At 65.9% G+C, this 14328-nt stretch carries 12 protein-coding genes; 3 read left to right on the top strand and 9 right to left on the bottom strand.

All coding sequences use genetic code 11. From position 1 onward, the window contains the following. Positions 1–1074 carry a 2-aminoethylphosphonate ABC transporter substrate-binding protein gene (gene phnS / locus QCE69_RS29385; RefSeq protein WP_309925788.1) on the bottom strand — a complete coding sequence of 358 codons (1074 nt, stop codon included), beginning with the start codon at positions 1072–1074 and terminating at the stop codon, positions 1–3. 288 nt (positions 1075–1362) lie between these two features. On the opposite strand from phnS, the gene QCE69_RS29380 reads away from it, so the two are divergent. Beyond that, positions 1363–2133, top strand: coding sequence for an alpha/beta hydrolase (locus tag QCE69_RS29380; protein ID WP_309934475.1), 771 nt, complete (start codon positions 1363–1365; stop codon positions 2131–2133). A 46-nt stretch (positions 2134–2179) separates the two neighbouring features. Here QCE69_RS29380 and QCE69_RS29375 read toward each other — a convergent pair whose 3' ends face one another. Then, complete coding sequence (locus QCE69_RS29375) at positions 2180–2959, bottom strand: DeoR/GlpR family DNA-binding transcription regulator (RefSeq protein ID WP_309934474.1); 780 nt, start codon at positions 2957–2959, stop codon at positions 2180–2182. 183 nt (positions 2960–3142) lie between these two features. Between QCE69_RS29375 and QCE69_RS29370 the strand changes: the two genes are divergently transcribed. Together QCE69_RS29370 and QCE69_RS29365 are read left to right on the top strand one after the other, a co-directional pair. Next, complete coding sequence (locus tag QCE69_RS29370; protein ID WP_309925783.1) at positions 3143–3328, top strand: hypothetical protein; 186 nt, start codon at positions 3143–3145, stop codon at positions 3326–3328. An 83-nt stretch (positions 3329–3411) separates the two neighbouring features. Continuing rightward, on the top strand, positions 3412–4293 hold the full coding sequence (locus QCE69_RS29365; protein WP_309925781.1) for a DMT family transporter: 882 nt from the start codon (positions 3412–3414) through the stop codon (positions 4291–4293). Between the two features lie 25 nt (positions 4294–4318). Here the strand turns inward: QCE69_RS29365 and QCE69_RS29360 are convergent, their stop codons facing one another. From QCE69_RS29360 to QCE69_RS29330, 7 genes are all read right to left on the bottom strand, one after another. Then, positions 4319–5506: a L,D-transpeptidase gene (locus QCE69_RS29360; RefSeq protein ID WP_309934473.1), complete on the bottom strand. Its 1188-nt coding sequence runs from the start codon at positions 5504–5506 to the stop codon at positions 4319–4321. A 215-nt stretch (positions 5507–5721) separates the two neighbouring features. Then, positions 5722–5988 carry an RNA-binding protein gene (locus tag QCE69_RS29355; RefSeq protein ID WP_309925779.1) on the bottom strand — a complete coding sequence of 89 codons (267 nt, stop codon included), beginning with the start codon at positions 5986–5988 and terminating at the stop codon, positions 5722–5724. 245 nt (positions 5989–6233) lie between these two features. Further along, complete coding sequence (locus QCE69_RS29350; protein WP_309925777.1) at positions 6234–6767, bottom strand: hypothetical protein; 534 nt, start codon at positions 6765–6767, stop codon at positions 6234–6236. Between the two features lie 187 nt (positions 6768–6954). Then, on the bottom strand, positions 6955–9078 hold the full coding sequence (gene katE / locus QCE69_RS29345; RefSeq protein ID WP_309934472.1) for a catalase HPII: 2124 nt from the start codon (positions 9076–9078) through the stop codon (positions 6955–6957). A 39-nt stretch (positions 9079–9117) separates the two neighbouring features. After that, on the bottom strand, positions 9118–9783 hold the full coding sequence (locus QCE69_RS29340; RefSeq protein WP_309934471.1) for a TetR family transcriptional regulator: 666 nt from the start codon (positions 9781–9783) through the stop codon (positions 9118–9120). Positions 9784–9815: 32 nt separating this feature from the next. Continuing rightward, entirely contained in the window at positions 9816–13103 is a 3288-nt protein-coding gene (locus QCE69_RS29335; protein ID WP_309934469.1) for an efflux RND transporter permease subunit, read from the bottom strand. A 12-nt stretch (positions 13104–13115) separates the two neighbouring features. After that, positions 13116–14285, bottom strand: a complete 1170-nt coding sequence (locus QCE69_RS29330; protein ID WP_309934468.1) for an efflux RND transporter periplasmic adaptor subunit — start codon at positions 14283–14285, stop codon at positions 13116–13118. Between the last annotated feature and the right edge of the window lie 43 nt (positions 14286–14328).

Raw genomic sequence — 14328 nt, 5'->3', positions numbered from 1 at the left:
TTACGACTTCGGCTTGACCACTTCGGTCTGCTTGCCCGTGTTGCCGATCACTTCGTTCTTCCAGCGCTCGGTCCAGCCGGCCTTCTTCGCCATGACCTGGTTCCAGTCGACCGGAATCAGCTTCACGCCCGCGATGGCCTGCTTCACGGCCTCGCCGTTCTTGCCGGCGAGCGGCACGTCGGTGCGGCCCGGAATGCCGTAGATGTCCGGCACCTTCGCCTGCACTTCCGGCGACATCAGATAGTCGATCAGCTTCTTGCCTTCGGCCTGGTTCGGACCGCTCCTGATGAGGCCGATCGCATACGGCAGCTGGAACGTGCTAGGCGCTTCGCCGGCCTTGTGCGAGAGGAACAGCGGCTTGATCGAGAGACCGCCGTTGGCGGCGTCGTCGAGGTCCATCTGCAGGTCGCCGTTCGCGAAGGCGATCTCGTTGCGCGAGAGCAGCACGTCGAGATAGCCGGTGCCCTTCGTGTGGAACTTGGCGCTCTGCTCGAGGTTCTTCAGATAGCTGAACGCGGCGTCTTCGCCCATCAGCGCCGAGGTCAGGATGATGACGGCCATGCCGTCGCCGGCGGTGGCGGGATTCGAATACGCGATCTTGCCCGAGTAGTTCGGATGCAGCAGGTCAGCGAAGGTGCGCGGCGCGTTCTTCGTGACGTCGGGATTGATCGCGAACGAAAAGTAGTTGTTCACGAACGTGGCCCACGCACCATCCTGCGCTTTCGCGATCGCCGGAACGTTCTTGTAGTTCACGCTCGCGTACGGCTGCAGCAGGCCGCCCTGCTGCGCCTGCTGGATGAACGGCGGCAGCGTGACGAGCACGTCGGCCTTCGGTGCATCCTTCTCCACCGTCGCGCGGTTCACGACTTCGCCGCTGCCCGCCGTGACGATGTTGACCTTCACGCCTTCCTTCTTCTCGAACGCGGGCAGCACGTCCTTGTAGAGGTTCTCGAGACCGTCGGCGGTATAGAGAACGACGGCTTCGGCGGCGTGCACGGGCATCGCGGCAAACAGGCTGACTGCAGCGGCGATCGCCGGCAGCACGGCGCGCGCAAGGCGCAAATCGCGGGTCATGGTGATGAGCTCTCTGATGTCGGGAGGATTCGAGGCGGTTTCAACCTCGAACCGGAGAATTGCAGATATCCGTGACATCGACGTGAACCCACCACGATTTGCCAATAATCGGCACTTTTCGCCAACCTTGCAGCGCCCGAACATCAGGGCGAATCCGTGATCCGCCCAGGCCGAACGAACTTCGCGCTCCAGACCCCTTCGATGCCTTGCGATGCATTTCGCGCCCACATACGATGCCGTCCGCTTTACTGAAGAACTGCCGCTTCCCTACTCATCTGGAGCATGAACATGCGCGTTTCCTTGTCCCTTTCCCGCGCCGCAGCCGGCGTGATGCTGTCGCTCGGCGCAATGGGCTCCCACGCGGCTCCCGCCGAGCCGATCAAGAACATCGTCCTCGTGCACGGCTTTTTCGCCGATGGTTCCGGCTGGCAGCCGGTCGCCAACATCCTTGCGCACGACGGCTACAAGGTCTCCGTCGTGCAGGAGCCGGAAACCTCGTTCGAGGATGACGTGATCGCCACGCGGCGCGTCCTCGACCAGCAGGACGGCCCGGCCATCCTGGTCGGCCACAGCTACGGCGGCGCCGTGGTGACCGAAGCCGGCAATCACGACAAGGTCGCCGGCCTCGTATACGTGGCCGCATTCGAACCGGACGCGGGTGAATCGCCTGCTTCGCTGTCGAAGAAGACGCCGCCTGCGAGCAATGCCATCAAGCTCACGCCGGACGGCTGTCTGTATCTGGATCCGGCCCGCTTCCATGCGGATTTCGCAGCCGATCTTCCCGTCGCCGAAACCAACTTCATGGCCATCTCGCAGGTGATGCCGAACGCGAAGGACTTTGGCACGCCGATCAAGCAGGCCGCCTGGAGGACCAAGCCGAGCTGGGGCGTCATCGCTACCGCGGACCGCATGATCAATCCCGAACTGGAACGCTCGATGACCCGGCGCGCGGGCAGCAAGACGATCGAACTGAAGTCGAGTCACGTGCCCTTCATGTCGCATCCGGCCGAAGTCGCGAAGCTGATCGAGACCGCCGCGACGCAGAGCGTCAAGGAATAACGGCGGCTTTCGTCCCGTCATGCGGCCGGCAACGGCCGCTGCCGGGTCAGGTGCGCGGCGGACGGGGCTCCACGACCGGCACCACTTGCGGTCCTCTCGACGCGATGGCGCGCTGCATGGCCCGCTCCGGCGGCACTTCGCACACCAGGTAGCGCACCGTCTCGAAGCCGCGGATGCGCACCGGCGCGACGCGCCCGAACTTCGAGCAGTCCGCCACCACGATCGCGCACGCGGCCGATGCGATCATCCTGCCGCGCACTTCGGCGGCCAGCCGCGAATAGTCGGTGAGATGCGCGTCCTGCGTGATCCCGCCTGCGCCGATGAACGCGAAATCCGCGTGATACTGCGTGAGCTGCGTGAGGGTATCGAGGCCGAACGCGGCGTCCTCGGCATCGGCGAGTTCGCCGCCGAGCACGGTCACCCGGTTGCCGTTGCGCCGCGCCAGCAACAGCGCGATGCGCCAGTCGTTGGTGTACACGGTCAGCCGATGCCGGTCCGCGAGCGCCCGGGCCACGGCCTGCGTGGTGCTGCCCGAATCGACGATCACCGAAGCGCCGTCCGGCACGAACGCCGCCGCCCGCACGCCGATCGCCTGCTTGGCCGCCGCGTTTTCCCCTTCGCGTATGTCGAGATGCGCTTCGCGCCGCTCCGTCGAGAGCGCGCCGCCGTGGGTCGTCGTCAGCAGGCCGCGCCCGGCGAGCGTGTTGAGATCGCGCCGCACGGTTTCGCGCGAGACGGACAGCGCGCGCACGACGTCCGCGACCGCAAGCACGCCGTGCTTGTCAAGTTCATCGAGGATGTAGTGATGGCGTTGTTCGGGGAGCATCGCGTGTAGTCGGGATAAGGCAGCGTGAGGAGTCTAGCGGCTTTGTGTGGCAAATCCTTGGCAAGGCGGCACGCGGGACGCTGGCCCGATCGCGCAACGGATTGTTTCCGCTGCGTTGGCAATCCGGGCAGCGTCCTTCGCTAAACTCGCAGGCTTCGCACAGGTTTTGATCGAGGCAAGCGGATGTACAAGAAAGGCGTGGTCATCGAAATTCAGTTTCCGCCCGAGCGTCTCAACGACGCCGCCGGAGATCCCTACTGGATCGACCTCACGCTCGACGAGGCCAGGCGTCTGCACGCGCAACTGTCGCGTCGTCTCGACGGCGAGGCGCGCGCCAACCAGCCGCTCGATACCTTCTCGCTCGACTGAAGCGTTCCGGGTTGCACGGCCAGACAAGACACGCGCGCGCCGGAGCGACGATACTGCGGGATTCCGTTTCGTCGTCCACCTCCATGCTCTCGCTACTCGCCGCGCCGGTCTTCGTGTTCCTCTGGTCGACGGGCTTCATCGTGGCGCGCGCCATCACGCCTTACGTCGACCCGAACATGTATCTGCTCGTGCGCTTCACCGGCACGACGCTGCTGTTCACCGTGATCGCCGTGGCCGCGCGTGCGCCCTGGCCTAAAGGGCGCGATATCGGCCGGCATCTGTTCGCGGGAGCGTTGCTGCAAGGCGTCTATCTCGGCTCGGGTTATTGGGCGGTCGCGCAAGGGCTGGGCGTGGGCATCATGGCCCTGCTCGGCGCGCTGCAACCGCTGTTGACCGCGGCCGTCGCCGCGCGCCTGTTCGGCGAACGGCTCTCTCCGCGTGCCTGGGGCGGCCTGCTGCTGGGTCTGCTCGGCGTCGCGCTCGTGCTGGCGCCGAAGATCGCGGCGAGCGGTGCGCCGGTTGCGCATGGGGCCGCTCATGCGCCCGAATGGTTCGTCGTGACGACAGCGGTCCTTGCCATCTTCGCGATCACGGCGGGAACGCTGTACCAGAAAAGCTCGCTCGCGCAATCCGATATCCGCACCGCCAGCGCACTGCAAAACGCCGGCGCGGCCGTGGTCGCGCTCGTGCTGGTGCTCGCGCTCGGCGAGCACCGCTTCGTTGCCTCGACGACCACCTGGGTTTCACTGCTGTGGGGCATCGTCATGCTGTCGGGTGTCGCGACCACGCTGCTCGTCTGGATGGTCCGGCGCGGCGATGCGTCGCGCGCAACCGCGCTGTTGTTTCTCGCACCGCCGCTTGCCGCGCTCGAAAGCTACCTGCTGTTCGGCGAAACGCTGGGCGCGCTGCAACTTGCGGGCTTCGGCGTGGCGCTGGCCGGCGTGCTGCTGGCGCGCTCGAAATAGCCTGCAGAAGCAAAGCGCGCCGCGCTCAGTCGACCGTGTCCGCGCCTGCGGGAATGTGTTCGCGCACGGCCTTTCCCGGACCCGGCGACCACGCCGGCCGCGATTTCCGCCCCGTATCCATGACGACCAGATAATGGCCCGCCCATGGCGTTGTCTTGCGCGAGGCCTTGAGGATCCACATCGACTGCCCCTCGGCGGCGCGCGCCTCGTATTGGGCGTCGAGCACGCCGTGATGATCGAAGAAAGTGTTGAGCGTCGAAGGAATGCGCACACAGCCCTTTGAATGCCGCATGCCGAGCAGCGGTTCGAGTTTCTCGGGATCGGTGGCGTGCATCTGGAAGCGCATCGGCGACTTGCCGCCCTTGCCCCAGCCGCGCTCGCCTTCCGCCCAGCCGAAATCGTAGATGCGCATGTCGCGCGCGCCGTAGCCGCGGATCTGGTACTCGTTCAAGGTGCCTTCGGCGCGGAAGTCCATGTTGCCGGGCACGTGCTGGAACACGCCGAGCGGTGTCAGGAAGTGATCGTAGGTGCCGGGGCGGCCGGTCGATACCGGCGATGCGCCGATCATCGACCATGCCTCATCGGGCCGCGCGCGGAAGTAGACGAAGAGCGCCTGCACGTTCGGGCTCCGGTCGACCAGCACGACATACTCATTGGCGAGATCGCCATGACCTTCCTCGGCCAGCCGATGTTGCAGCAGGCGGCCATAAGCCTGCTGGTCCACGGCCGGCACCGTCAGACGCCGGCTCACTTCCTTTGCATAAGCCTCACGCATCGCAAGCGCGCCCGCTGGCGGCATGCCGGTGCGCTGCGCGAGGTTCGGCTCGGGCGGCTCCGGCGGCAGCGGCACTTCCGGCACCTGGGCTTCGGAAGCCGCGCTGGCGGCACTGGCGGCACTGGCCGCTGAGGCTGCGCTCGCCGCCGCGGCTTCGGAGGCCGCGCTTGTCGCAGACGCGCTGGACGCCGCTGCAGGCGCAGGCGTCGGAACAGGCACGGGCATCGCGGGAAGCGCACGCGCCGGGGCGCTGGCGGCACCCGGTGCGCTCGCATCAGGCAGTATGGGCGGCATGGGCGCGGCGGGCGCCGTCGCGTGCTCTTGCGTGAGCGTTCCCTGCGCCACGGCCGATACCGCATTCAATATCAGCGCGCCTGCCAGAAACCGTGCGCCGATGATGCTCTTCTTCCTTGTCTTGCTCTTTCCTGCCTGATGCATCGAGATGAATGTTCCGCTTTGACTGGATTGCGCGAACGGTCCGTGGACGCGTCGCTTCGGTCGATGGAAGCACGCCACCGCCCTGCGGACACGCGCCCGTAGCGACGAAAAAGCCGGTGTGGTTGAGGCACCGGCTTGACCGCCATTCCAACGTTCGTCAATCAAGCCTCAGCAAGGTTCATTCCGGGCGATCGCAGAACTTGCAAAGCAAGCGCTCAATGCAGACGGATGGAGGCATCGCCGGAAGCGGATGCGCGGGCACGCAGCGGCGCATCGAGCAAGCGCAGATGGCACAGCTTCTGGGCAATTGCTTCGCCGATGTAAGGCACATCGGTATCGAGCCGAACGGTGGCATAGGCATCGGCGGTGCCTGCGCCATGGATCTGGATGTCGCTCGCGTAGTCGCCGAGCTCATGTTCCAGGAAGCGCCGCACATCGCGCGCGGCGCAGCGCGCGGGAAGATTCCATACAAGCAGGTTCATCGCCGTCACCTTCTGGCACGCACACGAACGGGTACAGGCTTCGCGCGACGCTGCTGCACATGACGCGCGGCAAGCGTGCCGACAACGAAGAGAGACACATAGACGACGATCATGATGGCTCCACGGCAAGTGACAGGTTTGCTCAGTCTATTCCCGTAGACCCGCACCGAGCCGCGACATTCCGTCTTTTTCGATTGATCTTCACAATCGGCTGGATGCGCACCGGCAATGACCCCGTTGTACGCTTACTGGCCGTTACAGGACATGCTGGAAAGATTCGGGTAGCGGTTAGGCCAGTCGCCGGCCATCGCCGACTGCGCGTCTTTCAGCGTGATGTCGCCGGTGCAGACGCAGCGCTTCAGATAGACGGCAAGCCGTTCCTTGCGACGCTGCCCCGCGCGTCCTTCCCAGCGGCGCAGATCGAGATTCGCGGGTGAATTGGGCGAACCGCCCAGCAGGACCGGCATGCGGTGGTCGAGCGCATATTCCGATGCGAACGAAGCATCGATGCTGCGCTGCTTGAGCAGGCGCTCCTTCTGCCGCATCTGGCTTTCGAACGACGGCAGCACGCGGTCCACGTAGCCCGGCACGCAGATCGTGTCGACGATGGTCGCCTGGGTCACACGCGCATCGAGCCATTCCGCGCGCTGGGCCTGCGACATGCCCGGCGCGAACGCGAACATCGCGCAGGTACAGGCGAGCGCCGCGCGCACGGAGAAGCGGCCACGCCTGGCGCGCCGCTTCCGCCTCTCGATGACTTTCTTATCCCTTCGATTCATGCCTCTCGGTGCAATCCATCGTGCGGCCGGACGGCGCCGCTTTGTTATTGGAGAAGATCGGAGGGTCAATTAAAACACATGAATGGCGCGCCGCACGCCAACCATCGTTTGCGCGCCACGAAACAGATCAGGCGATACACGCGAAAAACGGCGCCCCACAGAGCGCCGTTTCCTGTTGCGGACCGACTCAGGCAGGCACCGATTCCGCCTTCTGCGCACGTGACCAGACGCGATGCTGGCCCATGGCCTCGATGAAGCGCTTCATCACGTCCTTGACGTCGCTGCCCACGGCGATGCCGTCATCGCCCGTGGGAAGATGCGAGGCCGCCAGCAGGTCTTCGCCGTCCGCGACAGCCGCGATGGCCTTCAGATGCTTGAAGGATTCGAGCACGAAATGACGCGCGTCACCGGATTCGGACAGCGCCTTCGCGCTCGCCTTGCCGCCGGCGACGACCACGCCGTCGAACATGATCGACGGCATGCCGAGGATGGTCGCATCCGGCTCGACGCCCTGGGCAGGTTGCGCGAGCGTCGGCGAGATGACCTTGCCGTGCGCGCCTTCAGCCGTGAGTGCGTCCTTGATGGCCTGGATGGTCGCCGCGTCCGCGCCCGGCGCGGCGAGGATGGCGACCTTGCGCGTCTTGACCGAAGGCGGCGTCTTGGCAACGATCGACAGCGCCTTCGACTCGTTCACCGACGGCGTGCCCAGTTCCTCGGCGCTTGCGCTCTTCTTCGGCACGGGCAAACCGAGATTCTCGGCGACCCGCGACGCGAGGGTCGCGTCGATATTGGCGAGGATACCGAGCTGCCGCTCGCGGATCGGCTTGCGTTCGACCTTGCTCAACTCGAACGAGTAAGCGCCCACGATGTGATCCTTTTCGGGATCCGTCATGCTGTTCCAGAACAGCGTCGCCTGCGAGTAGTGGTCCTTGAACGACGGGCTGCGCACGCGGATCTTCGAGCCTTCCACGCGCTCCGTGTAGGTCTCGAAACCGCCGCCCGCAGCGGCAGGCGGGGTTTCCTTCGGCCAGCCGCCGTCGATTGAATTCGGTTCGTACGATGCCTGACCCTTGTCGATCGTCATGCGATGCATCGCGTCGCGCTGGCCGTTGTGCAGCGGCGCGAGCGGCCGGTTGATCGGGATCTCGTGGAAGTTGGGACCGCCGAGGCGGCTGATCTGCGTGTCGGTGTAGGAGAACAGCCGGCCCTGCAGCAGCGGATCGTTCGTGAAGTCGATGCCCGGCACGATATGTCCCGGACAGAACGCCACCTGCTCGGTCTCAGCGAAGAAGTTGTCGGGATTGCGATTGAGCGTCAGCTTGCCGATCATCTGCAGCGGCACGAGGTCTTCGGGGATGATCTTGGTCGGATCGAGCAGATCGAACGGGAACTTGTGCTCGTCCTCTTCCTCGACGACCTGCACGCCCAGTTCCCATTCCGGATAGTCACCGTTGTCGATCGCTTCCCACAGATCGCGGCGATGATAGTCCGGGTCCTTGCCCGCGAGCTTCTGCGCTTCGTCCCACAGCAGCGACGCCGAGCCGATGGTCGGCCGCCAGTGGAACTTGACGAAGCGTCCCTTGCCCTGCGCGTCCACCAGCCGGAACGTGTGGATGCCGAAGCCTTCCATGGTCCGCAGGCTCTTCGGGATGGCGCGGTCGGACATGGCCCACAGCACCATGTGCGCCGATTCCGGCACGAGCGAGACGAAGTCCCAGAAGGTGTCGTGCGCGGAGCCGCCCTGCGGCATCTCGTTGTGCGGCTCGGGCTTCACGGCATGCACGAAGTCGGGAAACTTGATCGCGTCCTGTATGAAAAACACCGGCATGTTGTTGCCGACCAGATCGAAATTACCTTCCTCGGTGTAGAACTTGACCGCGAAGCCGCGCACGTCGCGCACGGTGTCCGCCGACCCGCGCGAACCCTGCACGGTCGAGAAGCGCACATAGACGGGCGTTTCCATCGACGGATCCTGCAGGAACGCCGCCTTGCTCAGCGCCGCCTGCGATTCGTACACCTTGAACACGCCGTGCGCCGCCGATCCCCGCGCATGCACGATGCGCTCGGGAATGCGTTCGTGGTCGAAGTGCGTGATCTTTTCACGCATGATGAAATCTTCGAGCAGCGACGGACCGCGTTCCCCGGCGCGCAGGGAATTCTGGTTATCGGCGATCTTGACGCCGTGATTGGTCGTCAGGGCTTGACCGGTAGCATCGGTGCGAAAGGTTTCGAGCGCTTCCACCTTCGCGTTGCTGTTGCTGTGCGAAGGCACGCGAGCGACGCCGCTCGCCGGTAGCTTCTTTGTTGCCATGTGTGGGGACTCCGGGTGTGAGGTTCGTCTGATCGTCTCTCACCCGCGCAAGCAACGTTCCTGTTCGGAGGCACACTCCGGGCGCAACAGCGGCACGAGCCTCAGCATGCCGATGCAAACATCAGTCAAATTCGCGGCATCGCGTGGCAGGGCGATCGCATCCCGCCCGAGCAGCCATTCCCGCAGCACGCCGCCCAGAAACGCATGGACCACGCCGGCCGCGCGCTTTACATCCAGTCCGGGCGGCAACTGCCCCCGCGCGACCGCATGCGCAAGATGGCGTCCGAACTGCTCCCGGCCGCCGACCGCCGCGTCGCGCTGCATGTCGAAGATGCACGCCGTGATGTTCGTGTGCTCGGATTTCGTGTAGAGCACCTCGCACAGGCGGCGGTTGCGCGGCGCCACCACCACCGTGCCCAGGAAATACAACAGCCGCTGACGGATCTCGCCGAGCGGATCCGGGTCCGCGCCATCGTCGACGGCATTGGCGAACACGTCCATCGGCAGCGTTACGCGCTGCATCACCTCGGCGAGCAACGCGCGCTTGTTGCGGAAATGACCGTAGACCGCGCCACGCGTAAAGCCGGCCCGCAGCGCGACCGCGTCCAGCGTGGCGGCCGATACGCCCTGCTCGGCGAATACGCATTCGGCCGCGTCGAGAATCTGCTCGCGTGTTGCAAGCGCTTCCTGTCGTGTCCGCTTCATCCGCCGTCGCACCGTTCCACGCGCCCCGCGCGTCAGGCCGGTTTGCGCTCCGCCGAAGCGTCGCCGTCGCCGTCTTCGTCTTCGTCTTCGTCCTCTTCATCGCGGCTGCCGCGCAGCATGCGCGGCGAGACTTCATCGAGCCTGTCGCCCAGCATGCGCCGCACGCTCACATAGAAGACCGGAATCAGCAGCAGCCCGAACACCGTCGCGAACAGCATGCCGCCGATCACCCCGGTGCCGATCTCATGCCGCGACACCGCACCCGCGCCCGACGAGAGCACGAGCGGGAGGACGCCGAGGATGAACGCCAGCGAGGTCATCAGGATCGGCCGCAGGCGCAGGCGTGCGGCCTGCAGCACCGCGTCGCGGAGCGTGAGGCCGTCTTTCTGGCCTTCCACCGCGAACTCGACGATCAGGATCGCGTTCTTGGCACCCAGTCCGATCACCGTGACGAGCCCGATCTTGAAGTAGATGTCGTTCGGCACGCCGAAGAGCCCGCAGAACACCAGCATGCCCAGCATGCCGAGCGGCACGACGAGCAGCACGGAGACGGGAATTGACCAGCTTTCGTAAAGCGCCGCCAGGCACAGGAACACCACGACGATCGAAAGCGCCATCAACAGCGTCGCCGACGAGCCCGACAGCAGTTCCTGATATGACTGCCCGGTCCAGTTCGCCGCGAAGCCGTGCGGCAGTCCGTGATCGACGATGTGATCGAGCGTGTTCATCGCTTGGCCCGTCGAATAGCCGGGCGCCGAATTGCCGACGATCTCGATCGCCGAATAGCCGTTGTAGCGCGGCAGCTCGGTCGGACCGTAGGCCCATCTGGCAGCGACGACGCTCGCGAGCGGCACCATGTTGTACGGCGCGATCGACGTGTTGGCGGGCGAGGGATCGACTGGCGTCGTGAAGCCGCGCGAGGCGGCGCCCGTCCCGTTGCTCGTGCTGTTGGCCGCAAACGTGCCCGGCGTGAACAGATGTTGAAAGGCATCGAGCCCCATCCGGTACGGCGCGTCCGCCTGGAGATAGACCCGCTTCACGCGGCCGCCGTAAGTGAACTGGTTGACATAGGACGGCGCCAGCTCCATTCCGAGCGTCTGGTAGACATCCGTGAGCGAGAGACCCATCGCCTGCGCCTGCGTGCGGTCCACCGCGATGTCCAGCTGCTGCTGGTAAGGCAACGAGTTCGGACGGATGCCTGCCAGCACGGGACTTTTCGCGGCATCGGCGAGCAGAGTGTGTTCCGCCTGCCCCAGCTCGGCGCGCGACTGGCCCGCGCGCGCCTGCAGAAACATGTCGACGCCGCCGAACTGGCTCAGTCCGCGGATGGTCGGCAGATTGACGACGAAGATCTGCGCGTCCGCGATGCCGGACAGGATCCGGTTCATGCGCGGGATCAGCGCCATGGCCGTCGCGGACCGCTTGTCCCAGTTCGTGAGCTCGATGAAGGCCATGCCGACGTTCTCGCTCGTGCCGACGAAGCTGAAACCCTCCGGCTGGAAAATCCCGGCGATGTCACGGCTCACGTCGCTTCGGGCGAGCGTGTCGCGCACTTCGTCCATCACGTGCGCGGTGCGCTGCAAGGTCGCGCCGGGCGGCAGGTTGACGAGAGCGAGCACGAAGCCCTGGTCCTCGTCCGGCACGAAACTCGTGGGCAGACGCGCATACAGGAAGCCAGCCAGCACCGCGACCAGCGCGAACGCCATCATCCAGCGCGGCGCCCGGCGGATCATGCGGCCGGCCTGGGCCACGTAGCGTGACGCGGTCCAGTCGAAGAGCCGGTCGAACCCGCGATAGAACGCGTTCTTCTCCTTCCGATGATGCGGCTTGAGGATCGCTGCGCACAGCGACGGCGTGAAGGACATGGAGAGGAAGGCGGAGCAGCCCATCGAGATGGCGATCGTCAGCGCGAACTGCGCGTAGATGATGCCCGTCGCGCCCGGTTGCAGCGCGGAAGGCACGAACACCGCCGTCAGCACCACGGTAATGGCGACGATCGCACCCGTGATCTGTGTCATGGCCTTGTGCGTCGCTGCTCGCGGCCGCGTGCCCTCCTCGCTCATGATGCGCTCGACATTCTCGATCACGACGATCGCGTCATCCACCACGATGCCGATGGCGAGCACCATGCCGAACAGCGTCAGCTGGTTGAGGGTGAAGCCGAGCGCGGCGAGGCCGATGAAGGTGCCGAGCAGCGCGACCGGAATCACGAGCACCGGAATGATCGTCGCGCGCAGGTTCTGCAGGAACACCAGCATGACGAGGAACACCAGCGCGATGGCTTCGGCCAGCGTGCGGACGACGTCCTCGATCGATGCCGTGATGAACGGCGTGGTGTCGTACGGCACGGACCATGTGACGCCGGCGGGCAGGTCGCGCGCGAGCGTGTCCATCGTGGCCTTCACGGCGCGCTCCACTTTCAGCGCGTTGGCGCCCGGCAGCAGGAAGACGGCGAGGCCGCCAGCTGGTTTGCCGCGATAGGACGCCGCCACGCCGCCGGTCTGCGGCCCGAACGAAATGCGCGCGACGTCGCTCAGCCTGACCGTCGTGCCGCTGCTGTTCGACAGGACGATGATGTCGCGGAACTGTTTCATCGACGAGAACAGCGAGTCTCCCGACACGGTCGCCGTGAATGCCTGCCCCTCGATGGCCGGGTCCGCGCCCAGCGAGCCGGCCGGGAACTGCGCGTTCTGCTGGGCCACCGCATTGAAGACCTGCGTGGTCGAGAGTCCGTAGCTTTGCAGCTTGTCGGGGTCGAGCCAGATGCGCATCGCGTATTCGGAGCCGAGCAGGGTCGTGTTGCCGACACCCGTGACCCGGCCGATGGCCGGCTGGATCCGCGAGGCGACGATGTCGGACAGCTCCCCAGACCCGATGCCCGGGTTGTTCGACTGCAAGGCAATGAACATCAGGATGTCCGGGCTCGACTTTGCGACCACCACGCCTTGTTGCGTGACCTGCGAAGGCAGCAGCGGCTGCGCCAGCGCGACCCGGTTCTGCACCTGCACCTCGGCGATGTCCGGGTTGGTGCCCGTCGCGAAGCTGAGGGTGATCCGCGTCTGGCCGTTCGATCCCGAGGTCGAACTGAAGTACAGCAGGTTGTCGATGCCGGTGAGCTGCTGCTCGATCACCTGCGTGACGGTCGATTCCATGGTCTCGGCGTTCGCGCCGGGGTATTGCGCGGTGACCGTCACCTGCGGCGGCGCGATGTCCGGATAAGACGCAATGCCCATGCTGCGCACCGCCACGATCCCGAACAGCGACATCAGCACGGCGATGACCCACGCGAACACCGGACGCTCGATGAAGAAACTCGGCATGGGCAGCCTCCTCTACTTCGTCACGCCGGACGAGGCCGGCGCGGGAGCTTGCCATGCAACAGTCGCGACCTTCGCCCCCTCGTGCGCCGCCTGGAGCCCGGTCACGATGACCCGGTCGCCGTCACCGAGTCCGCGCGTGACGATCCAGTCGTTACCGTGGCTCTGGGCGGCCTCCACGTCACGGCGCGCGACCGTGTCGTGTGCATCGACGGTCAGCACGTAGGCACCCGCGGTATCGCGCAGCAAGGCTTCTTGCGGAATCAGGAACACGCCGTTCTGCCGCCCCAGGTCGACGGTCAGCGTCACGTACATGCCCGGCAGGAGGCGCCGTTCCGGGTTGGCGACCCGCGCCCGCAGATTGACGGCCCCGGTCGCGGCATTCACCGTGACGCCGGAGAAGTCGATCGTCCCGGCGCTGCCGTATGGCGCGCCGTTGGGCAGCGCGATGCGCACGGTGGTCTCGGCAGGCTTCGCAAGTTCGATGGCAGGCTGGCTCGATGGCTGTTCCAGCGTGACGAGATCGGCGGAGCTGATCGTGAAGTTCACGTACATCGGATCGATCGTCTGGATGGTCGTCAGCAGCGTGCCGTTGCCGCCGCTGTCGGACGTGCCGCTGCCCACCACCGCGCCCGCCGTGACCTGCTGCTGCCCCGCAATGCCGCTGATCGGCGCGGTCACGCGCGTGTAGTCGAGCGACACGCGCGCGCTCTGCACGGCCGCTTCATCGGCCTGTACCTTGGCCGCGGCGCTGCGCTCGGCGGCGTCGGCGTTATCGACCGTCTGCTGCGACACCGAGCCGACCGGCAGCAGCCGGCGATCGCGCGCCGCCGTGATCCGGTTGTTGACGGCCACGGCGCGGTCCTGCGCCAGCACCGCCAGCGCCGTGTCGAGCTGCGCGCGGTAGAACGCCGGATCGATTTCGAAGAGCAGTTGCCCGGCCCGCACCGCCGCGCCCTCGGTGTAATTGCGCCTGAGCAGCAGTCCGGACACGCGCGCGGTGACGTTGGCGCTGTAATACGGCGACAGGCGTCCGACGAAGCTTCGCTCGAGCGGCACCGAGCGCGGCTGCACCGTCACGGTCGCGACGCGCGGCGGCGCGGGCGGCGCCGGACTCTTCGAACAGGCGGCAAGCACGATCGGACACAGGCACGACAAGGTCGCGCGTCGAAGGCGTGACGTCATATGAACTCCGCTCTTGCGGGTGACGGATGCGAGCGGTCTCTCC

The sequence above is a fragment of the Caballeronia sp. LZ032 genome (assembly GCF_031451315.1).
GTDB lineage: Bacteria > Pseudomonadota > Gammaproteobacteria > Burkholderiales > Burkholderiaceae > Caballeronia.
Note: the sequence above shows the minus strand (reverse complement) of the source record. Positions and strands in the feature narration are given on the sequence as shown.